16 protein-coding genes are annotated in these 17257 nt (G+C 60.5%); 5 read left to right on the forward strand and 11 right to left on the reverse strand.

The window, feature by feature from the left end; genetic code table 11:
* Positions 1-66 precede the first annotated feature (66 nt).
* Positions 67-2244 (forward strand): sensor histidine kinase, encoded by a 2178-nt coding sequence (locus D1012_RS17515; RefSeq protein ID WP_147335731.1) that lies wholly within the window; start codon positions 67-69, stop codon positions 2242-2244.
* Positions 2241-2897 (forward strand): LuxR C-terminal-related transcriptional regulator, encoded by a 657-nt coding sequence (locus D1012_RS17520; protein WP_118155361.1) that lies wholly within the window; start codon positions 2241-2243, stop codon positions 2895-2897. Before D1012_RS17515 ends, D1012_RS17520 begins: the two co-directional genes overlap by 4 nt.
* A 132-nt stretch (positions 2898-3029) precedes the next feature.
* Here D1012_RS17520 and D1012_RS17525 read toward each other — a convergent pair whose 3' ends face one another.
* The 6 genes from D1012_RS17525 to D1012_RS17545 form a co-directional block, all read right to left on the reverse strand.
* Positions 3030-3617, reverse strand: a complete 588-nt coding sequence (locus D1012_RS17525; protein WP_118155363.1) for a DJ-1/PfpI family protein — start codon at positions 3615-3617, stop codon at positions 3030-3032.
* Positions 3618-3675: 58 nt separating this feature from the next.
* Positions 3676-4638, reverse strand: coding sequence for a substrate-binding domain-containing protein (locus tag D1012_RS17530; protein ID WP_118155365.1), 963 nt, complete (start codon positions 4636-4638; stop codon positions 3676-3678).
* Positions 4639-4681: 43 nt separating this feature from the next.
* Positions 4682-5668, reverse strand: coding sequence for an ABC transporter permease (locus D1012_RS17535; protein ID WP_118155367.1), 987 nt, complete (start codon positions 5666-5668; stop codon positions 4682-4684).
* Positions 5665-6150, reverse strand: coding sequence for an ATP-binding cassette domain-containing protein (locus D1012_RS23265; RefSeq protein WP_354002048.1), 486 nt, complete (start codon positions 6148-6150; stop codon positions 5665-5667). Before D1012_RS23265 ends, D1012_RS17535 begins: the two co-directional genes overlap by 4 nt.
* Positions 6151-6180: 30 nt before the next feature.
* Positions 6181-7161 carry an ATP-binding cassette domain-containing protein gene (locus D1012_RS17540; RefSeq protein ID WP_354002049.1) on the reverse strand — a complete coding sequence of 327 codons (981 nt, stop codon included), beginning with the start codon at positions 7159-7161 and terminating at the stop codon, positions 6181-6183.
* Positions 7162-7223: 62 nt separating this feature from the next.
* Positions 7224-7913: a GntR family transcriptional regulator gene (locus tag D1012_RS17545; RefSeq protein WP_118155369.1), complete on the reverse strand. Its 690-nt coding sequence runs from the start codon at positions 7911-7913 to the stop codon at positions 7224-7226.
* Positions 7914-8152: 239 nt separating this feature from the next.
* On the opposite strand from D1012_RS17545, the gene D1012_RS17550 reads away from it, so the two are divergent.
* From D1012_RS17550 to D1012_RS17560, 3 genes are read left to right on the forward strand one after another with little or no spacing between them, the layout of a single operon-like run.
* Positions 8153-9352: an iron-containing alcohol dehydrogenase gene (locus D1012_RS17550; protein ID WP_118155371.1), complete on the forward strand. Its 1200-nt coding sequence runs from the start codon at positions 8153-8155 to the stop codon at positions 9350-9352.
* A 12-nt stretch (positions 9353-9364) separates the two neighbouring features.
* Entirely contained in the window at positions 9365-10831 is a 1467-nt protein-coding gene (locus tag D1012_RS17555; RefSeq protein WP_118155373.1) for an NAD-dependent succinate-semialdehyde dehydrogenase, read from the forward strand.
* An 8-nt stretch (positions 10832-10839) separates the two neighbouring features.
* Positions 10840-11685, forward strand: a complete 846-nt coding sequence (locus D1012_RS17560; RefSeq protein WP_118155375.1) for an alpha/beta hydrolase — start codon at positions 10840-10842, stop codon at positions 11683-11685.
* A 117-nt stretch (positions 11686-11802) separates the two neighbouring features.
* Here the strand turns inward: D1012_RS17560 and tsdA are convergent, their stop codons facing one another.
* From tsdA to D1012_RS17585, 5 genes are all read right to left on the reverse strand, one after another.
* On the reverse strand, positions 11803-12792 hold the full coding sequence (gene tsdA, locus D1012_RS17565) for a gamma-resorcylate decarboxylase (RefSeq protein ID WP_118155377.1): 990 nt from the start codon (positions 12790-12792) through the stop codon (positions 11803-11805).
* 15 nt (positions 12793-12807) lie between these two features.
* Positions 12808-14334: a bifunctional 3-(3-hydroxy-phenyl)propionate/3-hydroxycinnamic acid hydroxylase MhpA gene (mhpA, locus tag D1012_RS17570; protein WP_118155379.1), complete on the reverse strand. Its 1527-nt coding sequence runs from the start codon at positions 14332-14334 to the stop codon at positions 12808-12810.
* Positions 14335-14428: 94 nt separating this feature from the next.
* Positions 14429-15709 (reverse strand): TRAP transporter large permease, encoded by a 1281-nt coding sequence (locus D1012_RS17575; RefSeq protein ID WP_118155381.1) that lies wholly within the window; start codon positions 15707-15709, stop codon positions 14429-14431.
* A 3-nt stretch (positions 15710-15712) separates the two neighbouring features.
* On the reverse strand, positions 15713-16189 hold the full coding sequence (locus D1012_RS17580; protein WP_158569383.1) for a TRAP transporter small permease: 477 nt from the start codon (positions 16187-16189) through the stop codon (positions 15713-15715).
* A 48-nt stretch (positions 16190-16237) separates the two neighbouring features.
* Complete coding sequence (locus tag D1012_RS17585; RefSeq protein WP_118155385.1) at positions 16238-17236, reverse strand: TRAP transporter substrate-binding protein; 999 nt, start codon at positions 17234-17236, stop codon at positions 16238-16240.
* Between the last annotated feature and the right edge of the window lie 21 nt (positions 17237-17257).

A 17257-nucleotide genomic window follows, 5' to 3' on the forward strand; every position in this document is an offset into this window, starting at 1 on the left:
ATCGCCTATACATTTCAAGGAATGCGAACAAAGATCGTTCAGAGATCCAGCAAAAGCAGGCTCAGAATGCAAAGGAACTTTCCACCGGGCATTCTTCTCGTCGCGGCGTTGATCATCGCGTTTCTCTTTGCGGCGCTTTGTATCAAAGCTGCGGTCAACCGTCCTTGGCTTGGGCTTGATCTGGGGATTCAGGCGAACACCATTAAAATCAAAGGAGTGGAGGGTGGTAATTCACTGGCTGGGCATTCCGGTGCAAAGCTTCTGGCCATTGGCACGCCGGGCATTCCGGCAGTACTTCTGGAACCGGAGGATCTGGTAGAAGAACCGGACACGCTCGGAGACAGCACACGTCTGCGCCGGTTTTACGAACGACAGACCCAGCTTGATGCAATCCTGCGTGGTGAGCAGGTTCTGACTGCTATTGAAAGCAACGGGCGTCAAGAAACGATACCCGTCGTGCCGGCACCCTCCCGACCGGTTACGGATCTGCCCTGGCAATTCTGGACACAGCTGTTTGTGGGCGTGGTTGGCTGGACACTGGGAGCATGGGTCGTCGCCTTGCGTCCCAACGATATGTCGGCGTGGATGCTGCTTGCTTCGGGTCTTGGGTTGTCACTTGCTGCACAGGCGGCGGCGATTTACAGCACGCGGGAACTGGCGCTGGATTTTGAGACCTATGCAATTGTCAGCCGCATAAACGGATCTGGCACGTTGCTGTTTGGTATTGGCATGGTCACGCTGTTCCTGATCTATCCAAAGCGTCTGGTGCGGGGCGTTGCCATTGGCCTGCCGACCCTCGTGATCGGTGCCGGGGCATTTTACATCATCATTCCGGGCTGGCCGGATAATGTCCCATTATTGCAGCCGTTTGTTGCACTGATCATGGTCGTGCTTCTGGGTGCGATTGCCGCGCAGTTTCTGGCCAACCGCCGCGATCCAGCGGCCCGTGCCATGTTGGGCTGGCTTGGCCTCTCTGTTGTGCTGGGAGCTGGCGGTTTTGTGCTGACCGTTATTATCCCCCCGCTTCTGGGGCGGCCAACGGTCATAGAGCAAAGTACGGCGTTTTTGCTATTTCTGATCATCTATATCGGTGTTGCGCTGGGCGTTACGCGGTACAGGTTGTTTGATCTGGCCGACTGGTCAATTGGCGTTCTGTCCTATGCCATAGGTGTGGTGCTGCTGCTGGTCCTTGACGCGCTGCTGATTTATGGCCTCGCGCTGGACCAATTGCCCGCGCTGAGTGTCTCCCTTGCGCTGGTCTGTCTGATCTATCTGCCGCTGCGCAATCGCATCGCCGAATGGCCACAACGCGGCATGAAAATGCCGATGGAAGAACTGTACCGGCTTATTACGGAAATCTCTCATCTGCCCGAAAGTAAACAACAGGTGGCCAGCATAAAGGCGCTTTGGGATGATATCTTTCATCCGCTGGCGATCCGTCAGACCGCAAGCGACGAGATTGGCCATAATTCACCCGCCGCGCCGACGCTCGCAGATGATGGCCGTACGCTTTTCCTGCCTGCGGGCCTCAACTTCCCCGCGTTTCGCCTAGATTACGCGGGTCAGGGCGCACGGCTGTTTTCTTCGCGCGACGCAAAGCAGGCGGCGACGATTGTTCATCTGCTGGATGACACTTTGGGCCGCCACCGCGCCTACAGGCAGGCGGTGGAGGCCGAGCGAACGCGCATCAATCGGGACATGCATGATAACATCGGCATTCTGTTGCTGAGCGCGCTGCACAACCCGGATAATGACCGGAAAAACAGTCTCATCCGGCAAACCTTGTCCGATCTGAGAGAGATCGTATCAAACCCGATGCAGGAGCCTTTGCCACTGCGTCATCTGATTGCAGATCTTCGCGCTGAACTGGGCGAGGCGGTGGAGGCAGCGGGGGTGGCGTTGCGCTGGGAAAAGTCGGATTTGCCCGACATCGAGATCCCGACACAGACCATCCGGCTGCTTCAGGCCTTTCTGCGGGAAGGGGTCAGCAACATTCTGCGCCATTCAGGTGCGCAATGTGCCGTCGCCTCTGTCGACGTGGCAGAAGACAAGATTTCCGCAACGCTCTGGGACAATGGGCCAGGATTTGATGTTGAAAATGCGTCTCGGGGGAACGGCCTGAAAAACCTGCACAGCCGGGTGCTGCAATCCAACGGCACATTTGCGATTTCGTCGTCAGCAACGGGAACGCGGGTGTCGGCAACTGTGCCACTGGTGCTGTCTCGGGAAAGGGGGATGGCATGAAGCATGTTCTGATCGTCGAGGATGTCGCCGAGGCGCAGCGTTGGCTGTCGGAGATCGTGAGCACGGCCTTTCCATATGCCGAAATCCGAACGGCACATTCGGTATGGACGGCCAGTGCGCAGATCGACGCCCCGCTGGATCTGGCGCTGATTGATCTGGGTCTTCCGGATGGGTCCGGGCTGGATGTCTTGCGATCTGCCCGCAAGGCGCACCCACAGGCAACCTGCATTGTCACCACGGTGATGAGCGACGATGCCAGCATCGTGGGTGCATTGTCTGCCGGGGCCGATGGCTATCTTCTGAAAGAGGCCGCGCCGGCCGTTCTGATCCGGCAGCTTGAGCAATTGTCGATCGGCCTGCCTGCACTGTCGCCCGCAGTCGCTCGCCGTGTGATGGATCATTTTCGCCAGACCGGCCCGGTGGCAGAGCCCGAGGCGCAGCTGACCCAGCGGGAGGCGCAGGTGCTGGACCTTATCGCCAGAGGGCTGCGCAATTCTGAAGTCGCCGCCCAGATGGGCATCGCCAGCACGACGGTCGCTGGCTATATCAAGATCATCTACCGGAAGCTGGGCATCGGTTCGCGTGCAGAAGCTGCCTGGCATGCCGTACGGCTTATCTCAAAAACCGAACCCGTAGGCGAACAAGACCATTAGCCGCGCCCGCCATTCACGATCGGGACCCGACATGGTGCACTGCGGATCAGGTTTATCAGAAACCTGATCCGCAGCCTGCTGTCGTCACAATGGCAGACCCACCTCATCCAAAGGTGTTTCCCGCAGCATGTATCAGCTGTGCGTGATCTGGGTGCCCAGAACCTTCAGGCATTCGCGCATGAAGGCGGCCAGCCCGGTCCAGCCTTTGGCCGAAACCATCGTGCCATCCACATAGGCCTCATGCGGCTTGACGTCGATATAAGTGCCGCCCGCCAAGGTGACCTCGGGCTCACATGCCCCAAGGGCGGCGACTTTCTTGCCGCGCACCACGCCGTCAACGGCGATCAGGATCTGAACACCGTGGCAGATCGTGAAAATCGGCTTTTTGGCCTCGTGGAAGTGCCGGACCATGGCCTGAATACGCTTGTCGGTGCGGATGTATTCCGGGCCCCGCCCACCGGCGCAATAGACAGCGTCGTATTCGTCCAGCACCACCTCTGAAAACGTCTTGTTGATTTCGGCAAGGTGGCCGAAGCGTTCGATATAAGTCTGATGACCTTCGAAATCGTGCAGAGATGTCTGGATCATCTCGCCCTTTTTCTTATCGGGGCAGATGACGTGGACGGTATGGCCAACAGCCTCCATCCCTTGTTGGAAGACAAAGATTTCATATTCTTCGGTAAACTCACCGCAGAGCATGAGAATTTTCTTGCCGGGCATTTTTAATCTCCTGTTCGGGGGCAGACCGGGGCGCTCTTTTCAGAACGCCCCGGCAGGATCAGAATGGTGAATCGGGGAAGTAGAACTGATCGGCGTTTTCAGGCGTGATCAGTGGGGCGTCCAGCTTGAAGCTGCCGCGCATCGGGGCTTGACCCGTGAACTGGCCCGCAACCATGTAGATCGCGGTCTTGATCATTGATGGCGGATAGGGGGTCGAGATTGGCGTTACCGGATCATTCGCCATGACCATCTCGATCACGTCTTTCATGCCATTGCCGCCAAGCGCATACTTGATCTCTGTCCGGCCGGACTGTTTGACAGCCTCCAGCACCCCCAGCAGCATATCGTCGTCATTGGCCCAGACCGCATCAATCTGCGGATACTTGGCCAGATAATCCTGCATCAGGGTGAAAGCCTCGTCCTGGTTCCAGTTCGCATACTGGATGTCGAGGATTTCAATGTTGGTGCCCGACATGACATCGGTAAAACCCTGAATCCGCTCGTCGTCGATCACAGTCGGAATGCCGCGCAGCACAACGACCTTGCCTTCGTTGCCCAGCTTGTCCGCCAGCCATTTTGCGGTATTGGCACCCACGGCGATGTTGTCGCCTGCGACATACAGATCCTGAATCGACGGATCGGTCAGACCGCGATCAACGACGGCGATAAAGGTGCCATTGGCCTTGACCTGTTCAACCGGCCCGGTCAGCTCTTCCGAGGTGAAGGGCAGAATGACCAGCGCATCCAGCGTTTGGGCAGCAGCCAGATCTTCGAGCGCCGAAACCTGCGCAGTGGCAGAGGGTGATGTTTTCACGATCACGTCGATATTTGGAAACGCCGCTTCGATTTCTTTTTCGGCTTGCTCGGCATGGTAAACCACACCGCCGGTCCAGCCATGGGTCGCTGCCGGAATTGACACCGCGATGACCTTTTTATCCTGTGCCAGCGCTGTGTTTGCCGTCAGCGCCGCAAGACTGCTTGCCACAATCATGCCAAGCGCCCGTCTGTTGATGAACGTCATTGTCGTTTTCCTCCCTTTGAAAGACTCCGTCCCTCCCGGACGGCTATTTGATGAAGCGGTGGGCCAACATGGCCAGGATGATGATCACCCCCTGAACCGCCGCGACGAGATACTCGGACACCATATTTGACAGCACCATCAGGTTGGCGATGACCTCAAGGATGAGTGCCCCGGCGACGGTGCCCCAGACCCGCGCCTTGCCGCCGCGCAGGGCGGTACCGCCGATCACGACTGCGGTGATGACCTGTAGTTCCCAGAGTTGACCTGTTGTCGGTGTGGCCGCGCCAAGCCGTGGGATGTAGCAGATCGCGGCGATCGCAACGCAGATGCCCTGAATGACAAAAGCCATCGTGCGGACCCGCGCCACGGACACGCCCGAGAACCGTGCCACCTCGGCATTCGACCCGGCAGCCATGCAGCGGCGGCCATATTTCGTGCGGTACAGAATGAATGCCCCGATCAGAACCACGATCAGCGTCAGGATGACCGGCAAGGGAACGCCCAGAAAATTACCGAAATAGACGGGGCGGTAAGGTTCGCGCAGGGCCCGGTCAATGGGAATGGACCCGCCATCCGACATCCAGGTGATCAGTGCCCGAAAGATCCCCATTGTGCCCAAGGTTGCAATAAAGGGCTCGATCCTGCCAACGGTCACGATCAGCCCATTCAGCAGCCCGCACAGTGCCCCGACCACAAGCCCGATCCCGGCACCAAGCCAGATGGCATTTGCCCCCATCGACGGCTCAAGTCGGTTCATTGCCAGAATCATGATGCCAGTGACAAAGGCCATCATGGACCCAACGGACAGATCCAGTCCGCCGGAAGAGATGACAAAGGTCGCCCCCACGGCGATGATCGCCACAAAGGCCGACCGGGTGACCACATTGGCAATATTGGTGCCGCTCAGAAAGCTGGAGTTGAGCATGACGCCCACCAGAATCACGATGGCAAGCGCGATGAACGGCCCCATATCGGCCCAACGAATACGGCGCGGCACGGCTGTGCCTTCGGTCAGAACTGTTGCGGTCATGCTGTTCCTCCTCCGGCCTGCGCCGATCCGCTGGTGGCGGCATAGACCACGTTCTGTTCGGTGACCTGATCGCCCGAAAGCTCGGCCACGATGCGCCCTGCGCGCATCACCAGCACCCGGTCGGACAGGCCGACCAGCTCGGGCAGCTCAGACGAAATCACGATGCAGGCCTTGCCCGCACGCACCAGAAGATTGATGAATTCGTAGATCTGGTTCTTGTTGCCGATGTCGATGCCGCGCGTGGGCTCGTCGATGATCACCACCGACGGGTCCGTCAGCATGACCTTGGCCAGCAACAGCTTTTGCTGATTGCCACCCGACAGTTGCCCCGCATCCAGATGCAGGGACCGGACCCGGATGTCATAATTTGCCACGGCCTTTTCCAGGGCGGCGCTTTCTTTCCGGCGATCCAGCGTTGTGCGCGTGTGAATCGTATCGAGTGCCTGAAGCGTCAGGTTGGGGGCCAGCGGTTCGTCAAGCAACAGGCCCTTTCCCTTTCGGTCTTCGGTCAGCTAGACCAGCCCGGCCGCCTGCCATGTGCCAACCGATCTATGGGGCATCGCCGCGCCGTTCAGGCGGACGTGGCCCTGTGCTGGCCGAAGCCCCATCAAACCCTCGAACAGCTCTGTGCGGCCGGCACCGATCATGCCGCCGATACCCAGCACTTCGCCGGGGCGGGCTGAAAAGCTGCCCTGCACCGCGCCATGATCAACCGACAGATCGGTGACCTGCAACAGCGCGTCGCCCGTCGGAGCAGGGCGTTTGGGCGGGTAAAGCATGTCCAGCTTGCGCCCGACCATCTGTTCCGCCATTTCGCGTTGCGTCAGACTTGACGCGGGCCATGTCCCGATCATCCGTCCGTCACGCAGCACGGTGATGCGGTCGGCCAAAGCCTCGACCTCATCCAGCCGGTGCGAGATATACAGAACAGCCGTACCCTGTTGGCGCAGGCCACGCACCACCGTCAGAAGTGCGGCGACTTCGTCATTTGCCAGAACGGCGGTTGGTTCGTCAAACACAACAACCTTGCGCGGCTCCAGCAGCGCGCGGGCGATCTGTACCAGCTGCCGCTGTGCGAGCGGCAGGGTGCCAACCCGGTCACGTGGATGGCACCGCGCGCCGATCGATGACAGGATCTGCGCCGCCCGGTGGTTCATCGCGCGGTCATCGACCATCCAGCCGCGTGTCAGTTCTCGGCCCAGAAACAGGTTCTCGGCCACTGTCAGATCACTGGCGAGCAGGATTTCCTGATGCACCAGCACGACACCCGCCGCTTCGGCAGCAACGGCATCGGCAAAGGCGACCGGCGCACCCGCCATTTCCAGATGCCCGGTTGTGGGCAGGACATGGCCGGACAGCAGTTTCATCAGCGTGGATTTACCAGCGCCATTTTCACCAATGATGGCGTGAACCTCTCCTGCCCGGATATCCAGTGTCACATCGGACAGAACGGTGATCGGGCCATAGGCTTTGCCCAACCCCGTGGCGCGCATTGCCGGAACCGGGGTGGCAGCCTGGGTGCTTGTGGCACCGGGTATGGGCAACGCCTCACTCATCATTCGAAGGCAGACAAAAGGCGGTCGCGCGAGCGCAGAATATGCTCCCGCATTGCGGTTTCGGCGGCGACCGCATCACCCGCCCGGAACGCCGCGAGCAGATTTTCGTGCTCCTCCAAAGCTTCCTGCGTGACGCGGGTATGGAACATGAGACGAAAGATGTGCAGATGCACATGCTGATTGAACAGCGTGGACTGGATCACATCATTCCCGGCAACCTTCAGGATTGCGTCGTGAAAATACGCATCCGCCCGCGCAAAGCGCGAATAACGGCTCGTCCGGTCTACTGGCGGCGCGCCATGGCCCATATCGGCGGCGGCCTCTTCCAGCAGCTTCAGCGCGTCTGGGGTCATATTGACGGCGGCAAGCCGCGCGCCTTCCGGCTCCAGCAGCAGGCGAAAGGTGTAGAGGTCATCAAACTGTTTTCGGGTCAGTTGCGGGGCTGCCGAATAGCCGATCAGATGCTCCTTGAGCACAAGACCTTCACGCTCCAGACGCGACAATGCTTCCCGCACCGGGGTTTGCGATACGTTCAGATCCCGCGCGATGACATCAATGGGAATGCGCGCACGCGGTGCGATCTCCAGCGACATCAGGCGCTCGTAGATATTGTTGTAAACGCCATCCACCACGCTGACCGGCCGCACCGAAGCCACCTTTTCCGTCGTACGACTTGCCGCGATTCCCATCCGTCTCACCTTTGCATCTTCGACTTGACACGTGCCAATGACTGACAAATAGAATATCGAATGTCAAACACAATATCATATACGATCTGATATATGATCCTTATACGTAGTAAGGAGCAGGGCATCGCGTCACAGGACAAGAAGGGTTCGCACGACCGGCAGCACCGGTCTGTCTGACCTGTGCTGTACAAATACTCGGGCCTGCGGGCCGTCTGAGACGAAAGGGAGGAAGCAAGTCCATGGATTATTTTGGCACGATCAGGGGGCCGCGTGAGGTTATTTTCGGTTCCGGCCAACGCCGGGCGCTGGGCGCAGTCGCGGGGCGGCTGGGACAGCGCGCTTTGGTTGTCACCGATGAACGGCTGGCAAAAGATGCGGAATTTTTGTCGCTGATTGAGGAGATGCAGGCGGCCGGGCTGGTCGTGCGGATCGAAAGCGGTACGCTGCCAGATGTGCCGGTGCACTCTGTGAATGCCGCCACTCAGGCTGCCCGCAGCTTTGACCCCGATCTGATCATCGGCATCGGGGGCGGGTCTTGCCTTGATATGGCCAAATGTGTTGCCCTGCTGTTGTCGCACGGCGGCAAGCCACAGGATTATTACGGAGAGCTGAAAGTTCCCGGCCCGATCCTGCCGCTTATCGTCCTGCCAACAACGGCGGGAACCGGATCAGAGGTCACTCCGGTTGCCGTGCTGTCCGACGCCGAACGCAGTCTGAAGGTCGGCATTTCCAGTCCGCACCTCATCCCGACGGTTGCGATTTGTGACCCGGAGATGACCCTGACCTGCCCGCCCGGTCTGACGGCCATCGCCGGGGCCGATGCGCTGACACATGCGATCGAGGCATTCACCGCAACTCGCCGCCCCATGACGCATGGGTTGACGCAGGAACGGGTCTTTATTGGCAAGAATGCGATTTCCGATCAGTTCGCTTTGCTGGCGATAACGCTGTTGTGGCAGGGACTTGAAGCTGTTTGCGCCGATGGTGACAACGTGACGGCGCGGGCGCAGGTGATGATGGGCGCGACATATGCAGGTCTGGCTTTTGGTGTGGCCGGCACTGGCGCCGCCCATGCCGTTCAGTATCCGGTCGGGGCGCTGACCCATACAGCGCATGGGCAAGGCGTGGCCTGTCTGATGCCTTGGGTTATGGAATGGAACCGCCCTGTCATCGGCCAGGAACTGACGCAGATGGCCGTCGCCATGGATCTCGCGTCAGGGGATGAGGTCATTCCCGCCATCGCGGCGCTGTTTGCACGGATCGGCATTCCGCCGACTCTGGCCGCGCTTGGTCTGGCAGAGGATCAGATTGATTGGGTGGCCGGACAAGCCTGCGGCATTGAGCGGCTGATTCAGAACAACGCGCGGCCGATCACACGGGCCGAAATGGTCAGGCTTCTGACTGCTGCCTTTACCGGCGATCACGATCTGATCCAGTAACAAGGAAAGAACATGACACTCGATTCACGCCTCGCTGCTTCCTATGCCGACCCGTCCCTGCATGCGCATGGTCTCTTCATTGGCGGTGACTGGCATGCCGGTGACGGCATTCCTGTTCTGAACCCCGCAACGACAGAGCGTCTGGCCGAGGTGCCGGATGCCTCGGTCAGAGATGCCTTGCGCGCCGTTGATGCCGCCGAGGTCGCCGCCGCAGGCTGGCGCGCCACGCCGCCACGTCAGCGCGCCGAGATCCTGCGCCGTTGGTTCGGTCTGATGACTGACCATGCCGAGGAGCTTGCGGTGCTGATCTCTCTGGAAAATGGCAAGGCCCTGGCGGATGCACGGGGCGAGGTGGCTTATGCCGCCGAATTCTTTCGTTGGTATGCCGAAGAAGCTGTCCGCATCTCTGGCGAATTTCGCCATGCGCCGTCGGGCGCAAACCATATCCTTGTGGATCACGATCCGATTGGCATCTCGGTGCTGATCACCCCGTGGAATTTTCCTGCCGCCATGGCGACACGCAAGATTGGCCCCGCCCTTGCCGCAGGCTGTACGGTTATTCTGAAACCTGCGTCTGAAACCCCGTTGACCGCCTATGCCATGGCCCGTCTTGGTGCCGAGGCCGGGGTGCCGCCGGGGGTTGTCAACGTGCTGACCACCAGCCAGCCCGGACCCGTGGTCAACGCCATGCTGGCCGATCCACGGGTGCGCAAGCTGTCGTTCACTGGTTCGACCGGGGTTGGCCGCACCCTTCTGGCCGAAGCGGCGAAAACCGTTGTGTCCTGTTCCATGGAACTGGGGGGCAATGCGCCGTTTCTGGTCTTTGACGATGCCGATCTGAACGCGGCGCTGGATGGCGCAATGATCGCCAAGATGCGCAACGCGGGCGAGGCTTGTACCGCCGCCAACCGATTTTATGTTCAGGCGGGCATCCACGACGCCTTTGTCGCCGGGCTGACACAGCGCATGGCGGCACTGAAAGTGGGGCCCGGCACGCAAGCGGGCACACAGGTCGGGCCGATGATCACGGCAAAGGCGGTGACAAAGATTGACCGACTCGTCCGTCAGGCCGTCGCGGGCGGGGCGCATGTCACGACCGGCGGCGCCCCGTTGTCCGGGCCGGGGTATTACTACCCGCCCACGGTGATCGAAAACGTGCCGGAAGATGCCGAAATGGCGCATGAAGAAATTTTCGGCCCCGTGGCTCCGGTCTACCGTTTTGAGACCGATGCGCAGGCAATCCGCCTTGCCAATGCCACTGAGTACGGGCTTGCAGCCTATGTCTATTCGCGCGACCTTTCGCGTGCATTGCGGGTGGGCAAAGGAATTGAAGCTGGCATGATCGCAATCAACCGCGGCCTGATGTCTGACCCTGCCGCGCCATTCGGTGGCGTCAAGCAGAGCGGACTCGGCCGTGAGGGCGGCGTAACCGGCATCATGGAATTTCTGGAGCCGAAGTATTTCGCGGTAAACTTCTAAGGGGGCGCATGGAACAGGATCTGTACCGGAACCGCGATTTTATCGCGGATTTCGACGCGCTGATGGCCGAAACCGCGGCGAGGTCACGCGAACTTACCGCAAGGGTCCGGGTGCAGGCAGATGTTGCCTATGGTCCGGAACCTCGGGCGCGGATGGATATTCTGTTTCCGCCGAACATGCGCAAAGGGGCTCCGCTGCACATGTTCATCCACGGCGGCTATTGGCGGTCGGGGTCCAAAACCGATCACCACCTTGTCGCAGCCCCGGTTCATGCGGTGGGTGGCGTGGCAGTCATTGTAACCTATGATCTGATGCCATCGACCCGGCTGGGGCAGATCGTGGCACAAGTCCGTCGCGCGGCCCGGCATGTCTTGGCCATGGCCCCCGCACTTGGTGCCGATCCCGCGCGCTTTACCGTCAGCGGGCATTCGGCGGGGGCGCATCTTGCCAGCTACCTTGCCGCCTATGGTCCGCAAGAGTCGTCCGGGCCCGAGGCTCTGCCCCGGCTTCCGGCTGTCCGCTCTCTCCTGATGGTCAGCGGCATATATGATCTGTCAGGAATCCCTTCCAGCTTTCTGAAGGATGAAGCACAAATGACAGCAACCGAGGCCAGCGACTGGTCGCCGCTGACCGCCATGCAACTGCCGGTGCCATCCAGAATCATCACCCGCGGCGCGCTGGAAACCGCGCCGTTTCATGATCAGGCACGCGCCTTCGCTGCCCTTCTTGATCACAACGGTCAATCCTGCACCTTGCGTGAAGAGCAGGGATTGAACCACTTGAGCATCGTGCTGGCTCTTGCCGATCCGTCCTGCGGTCTTGGCGGTATTCTGTCAGATATGACGGCGGGGTAGTACTGGGCAAGACACTGGCAAAATGGTGGAAAGGCTCCGTCCCGCGCTTGTTTCAGCCAAACTGCCCCACCCGATAAGTTAAGGATAGATGGGGCAGTCTGGAGCACGGGTTACATCTTAACGGTCCAGTTTGAACAAGCGGCGGGCATTGGTGCGGCCGATCTTCAGCCGATCAGCCTCCGAGATGCTGGTGGCGTCGAACCAGTCGGCGGCATGATCCACATTCTCGAACGGCCAGTCGGTCGAGAACATGATCCGCTCGGACCCCACCTCAAGGATCGCGTCGATCAGCGTCTGGGTGCGGAAGTTGCCTGACGTGGTGATGTGGAAATTCTCGGTGAAATAGTCCACGAACTTGCGCTTGGCCGGATGTTTGGGCGGCAGCTTGACCCATGCGTTGCGATGGTCGATGCGCCACAGCATGTAAGGAATGCCTTCGCCCATGTGACCCAGCACGATCTGCAACGAGGGGTGTTCATCAAACAGGCCCGAGCCGATCAGCCGCAACGCATGAACCGCCGTTTCCTGTGCAAAGGCCCAGGTCGGGCCCATCAGCCAAGGGTGGCCGTCGTAGATGCGGCTGTCTTGCGGCAGCGGGTTGCGGGGGTGCAGGTAGAACGGAACGTCCAGCGCGGCAACTTCGGCCCAAAACGGGCGATACTGCGGCAGATCGTAATATAGCAGATCCTTGCCGTCGCCCTGCGTGGCATCCTGCGAAAAGCCGTTCACCAGCGCGCCGACGAAACCCAGATCCTTGACGCAGCGCGCCAGTTCCTGCGCCGCCGCGTCCGGGTCTTGCAGCGGCAGGGCGGCAAAGGCGCGGAAACGGTCGGGACGCTTGGCGCATTCTTCGGCCAGCACATCATTGGCGTGGCGGGCGATTTCGATGGCGCGCTTGCGGTCGGTTATTGCCTGCACGGCGGGGGCGTTCAGCGACAGGATCATTAGCTCGATGCCATGGGCATCCATCTGGCGCAGGCGGGTATCCTGAATGTCCAGCAGACGGTGCTGCAATTCATCCCAATAGGCGCCGGGGACAAAGCCTGCGGAATCCTGCAGCGTTTCAGGGATGGCGAAATGTTCTTCGAGGGCGATCTTGCCTTGCATGATAGTCTCCGTGTGTCAGCGGCGGCCAAGGGCGGCCAGAAGGGTGTTCAGAAGCGCGCGCAACGCGCTCGCGCTGGTGGCGGTGCCGTAGATGTGACTGTCAGGGCGGATGATGGCGGCCAGCGCGCCGGTCTCGTCAAACCAGCGGGTGTAGATGCCGCCGGTGTCCGAGATGTCCCCCGCGCCGACCATGCTGGACAGGCCGAACACCGCCTGCGTGCCACCAATGGCGGCCCAGTCTGCGCGGTCGGCATCGGTCAGCTCGGCCAGCGCCTCCGCGCCCTTGGCAACGATCAGCCAGTCGGAGCCTGTGATGTCGTCAAACAGCGCCGTGCGTGTGTGCGATGAGACGACGCCTTGCGGAAACAGGCTGCCGTCATTGGCGATCAGCCCACCTTTCAGCGCGGGATAGCGCAGCTTGTCGGGCTTTTGATACGCCTTGCGGGCTGCGATCATGCGGGCATCGCGGGCTTTGGCCGCTTCGGGGTCGCGCATGGTCTGCACTTTGCCCAGTTCGACCGCCTTTTCGATGATGAAGCGGACGTGAGGCTCCCGCTCCGGCTGGTACGTGTCCAGCAGCGTGTCTGGCGTGCCCGACAGCACCATGTCCAGCTTCCACGCCAGATTGCGCGCATCGCGGATGCCCGAAACCATGCCCTGCGCCAGAAACGGCGGCATCTGGTGCGCCGCATCACCTGCGAGCAGCACGCGGCCTTTGCGCCAGTGGTCCACCACGCAGGAGCGGAAGGTGTAATTCGCAACCCGGATCAGCTCGGCATCGTCCGGGCCAAAGTAGGCGGCCACCCGTGGCCAGACGGTTCCCGGCTTTACCAGCGCGTCCCGGTCTGCCCCTGCCTCCAGGCGGAAAGAGAAACGGTGATGGTTGGGGCCGATGTTGACGATAGAAATCGGCTGTTCCGGGTTACAGACCTGCTGGAAGGACGGCAGGCCGGGCACCGCATGGCGCATCTGAAAATCGCAGACCAGCCAGTTCTCGAAAAAGCCGTAGTCATCCAGCGCCCCATCCAGATGGTCGCGCACATAGCCGTTGCCGCCGTCACATCCCACCAGCCAGCGGGCCGTCACTTGGCTTTCGCTGCCATCCTCGGCACGGGCGGTCAGGGTGACGCCTGCATCTGCCTGTACGATGCCCACCACTTTGGCGCCTTGCTGCACCGTGACCGACGGGAGCCCACGCACCTTGCGGTCCATCACCTCTTCCAGATGGGGCTGATACATCATGTATTGCGCAGGCCATCCGCAGCGGCCGGGGTTGTCATATTCGATGTCCAGCAGCACCTCGTGCTGACCGTTTACCCAGACATAGCCTTTCTGGATGTTGGTGCCCGGCAGCATCGCCTCGGCCACGCCAAGACTTTGAAAGGTCCGCATCGTCTCGTCGTCAAAGGCGGCGGCACGGGGCAGATTATACAGGCCGGTATAGCGTTCGAGCACGATTACCTTGCGCCCGAGCTGTCCCAGCAGTGCCGCCAGCGCCATGCCGGTAGGGCCATAGCCCACGATAGCCACATCATAGTCCATCAGGTTCCTCCCTTGTCTTCAAAAGGCGAGATTGCGATGACAAGATTTGCATTTGCAAATATTAGACCGCCCGCAACCAGTGCCGGAGTGTTTCTTAGTTCCCGATCAGCAGCCTGACGCCTGAGAGCGAAATCGCCGGGATGTAGGTGATCAGCATCAGCGCCAACAGATAGATGCCGACGAAAGGCATGATGCCGCGATAGATGGTCTTCAGCGGAATCTTCGCCACCGATTGCAGCACAAAGATGTTGATGCCAAACGGTGGGGTAAACAGGCCGATGGCAAGGTTCACGGTCACGATGATGCCGAAATGAACCGGGTCCACGCCGACGGCGGTGGCCATGGGCAACAACAGTGGTGTCAGCAGCAGGATGGCCGACAAAGGGTCGATCAGGCAGCCCACGATCAGCAGCAGCAGGTTGATCGCCAGAAGCAGCACCCATGCAGGCAAGGCAAGATCCTGCATCACCTGTACCATCTGCGCCGAAATCTGGTTCACCGTGATCAGCCAGGAAAACACCCCGGCGCAGGCGATGACGATCATGATTTGCGCGGTGAAAGATACCGTGGTGCGGGTCGCGGCCATCAAATCGGTCCAGGTCAGTTCCTTCATGATCCAGGCCGAGACGACAAAGGCATAGAGGCAGGCCACCCCTGCGGCTTCAGTTGGCGAGAAAATCCCGCCGTAAATGCCGCCGATGATCACCGCAGGCACCCCGACCGCCCAGATGCCATGCCGCAAGGCGGAGGCAAAACGGCGCAGCGAAAACGCCTCCTCCAGCGGAATGGTACGGCCACGGCCCACCCATAGCGCATGCAGCCCCAAGAGCGCCACCAACAGCAGGCCGGGCACGATGCCTGCCGCATACAGGCGGGGAATGGATTCATCCGCCGCCGCCGCATAGACGATCATCGGGATCGACGGCGGAATGATAACGCCGACCGCTCCGATCGAGGCCAAAAGCCCAGCCGAGTATTCGTCGGCATAGCCTTCTTGCCGCAGCGAGGGCAGCATGATCTTGCTTTGCGTCGCAACCGAGGCTGCGCCGACCCCGGTGATAGCACCAAAGATTGCCCCGCCGGTAATGGCAGTCATCGGCACCTTTCCGGGCACCCGCCCCATGCTGGCCCGCATCAGATCGACCAGGCGGCGGGCGATGCCGCCCCGATCCATCAACTCGCCCGCAAGAATGAAGAACGGCAGCGCCAGCAGCGCATAGGCATTGACGGATGAGAACAGGTATTGTGGCAGCGCCAGCAGAGGCACGTTCATGGTAAAGACCATTGTGGCCGCTGCCCCTGCCAACAGGATAAGAAAGATAGGAAAGCCCATCAGCATCAGCACGACGGGAATGACAACCAGTGTCCAGATCATCGCTCAGTCACCTTTCCGGGCAAGGACATTGTAAAGGCGGGCCAATGCGACCAAGCCCATGCCAACCAGCCCGATCAGCACCGTTCCATGCGCCAGCCAGAGCGGAATTTCTGCCATGTTGCTGACCGTGCCGCGGCCTTGCAGCAGCACGGTAGAACGCAAGGCATACCATGCAGTGAACAGGCAGACGCCTGCGGTGGCCAGATGCTCCAGCCCGGCAATCACCCGCTTCGCCGTGTGCGGCAGGCTTTGTGTGATCAGCGTCATCCGCAGATGCTGATCCCGACGCGAGACGCCGATGCTGGCCAGAAACACCATGCCGACCATGGCGAACACCAAGGCTTCATCCGCCCAAAGTACCGAAGCACCGAAGATATAGCGCAGCACGACATTCAGACAGATCAAGGCAACCATGGCCAGCAACAGGGCCGAAAGCCCAGCCGTGCAGAGCCGCGCAAGCGCGTCAAAGGTTTGTTTCATGTTGGCTCCCATGGCGGGGATGCACCGGGCACCCCCGCCCCCAAAGGGTTACTTGGTGGCTTGCCGGTCGGCAACGCCTTGCAGAAAGGCCAGCTCACCTTCCAGAGTGGGGTTCTGTGCAAATGCTGTTGGCAGGGTGGCAAAGACCGCGTCAAGATAGGCCTTGCTGTCTTCGGGTGTAAGCTCAACGATTTTGCCGCCGTTTTCGGCCCAGATGGCTTGTACCTTTTCTACCGCACCCAGATTCCAGCCGTTTGCATCGGCGATCGCTTCTCGCGCGGCGGTGCGAACCTGTTCTGACAGATCGGGGCCGATCATGTCGAGAAAGGACTGGCTGGCCACGGCGGTTACCACCAGATAGCTTTCCGGCAACACTGTCAGATCCTTGGCCACATCGTAATAGCGGCCCGTAGTGAACACAGGCAGCCCGGCGATCAGACCATCGACCACGCCGTTTTGCATGGCAGGCAGCACCTCACCCAGCGGCATCGACACGGGTGAGGCGCCAAGCGCCGCAAACGGACCCGTGGCAAGCGCAGACGGCCCCGCTACGCGGATTTGCTGACCCTGCAGCGCGGCAACCTTGTCAACTGGAGTGGTGGACAACAGGCCAAGCGGCCCGTGCGGAAAAGCGGCAATCGGGCGCAAGCCCTGATCGGCACCAAAGGTTTCCAGCCGGTCCAACACTTCCGGGTCGGCCAGAACGCGCTGGGCATGAGCCAGATCGTCAAACAGGCCGGGCACGTCAAACGCTTCGAACCGGGGATCATATTTGACAAAAAAGCTGGAGGCGGGGGCAGTCACCTCGATGGTGCCCATGGCCACACCTTCCACAGTGGCGGGGATCTGGCCCAGCTGATTGGCCGGATACAGCTCCACGTCAATGGCGCCGGCTGTTGCAGCCTCCAGCCGGGTTTCAAAGGCCTGCATCCATTGCAGGATCGCATCGTTGTTGGTGGGTGACGACACTTTCAGCGTGTAATCGGCGGCAAAGGCCGTGGTCGCGGACAAGCCGAACCCGGCCGCAGCAAGCAGCAATTTCCTCATGCACTCCTCCCTGAGCGTCTG

Origin of the sequence: Pseudotabrizicola alkalilacus, assembly GCF_003443995.1 — a bacterium.
GTDB classification, from domain to species: Bacteria; Pseudomonadota; Alphaproteobacteria; order Rhodobacterales; family Rhodobacteraceae; genus Pseudotabrizicola; species Pseudotabrizicola alkalilacus.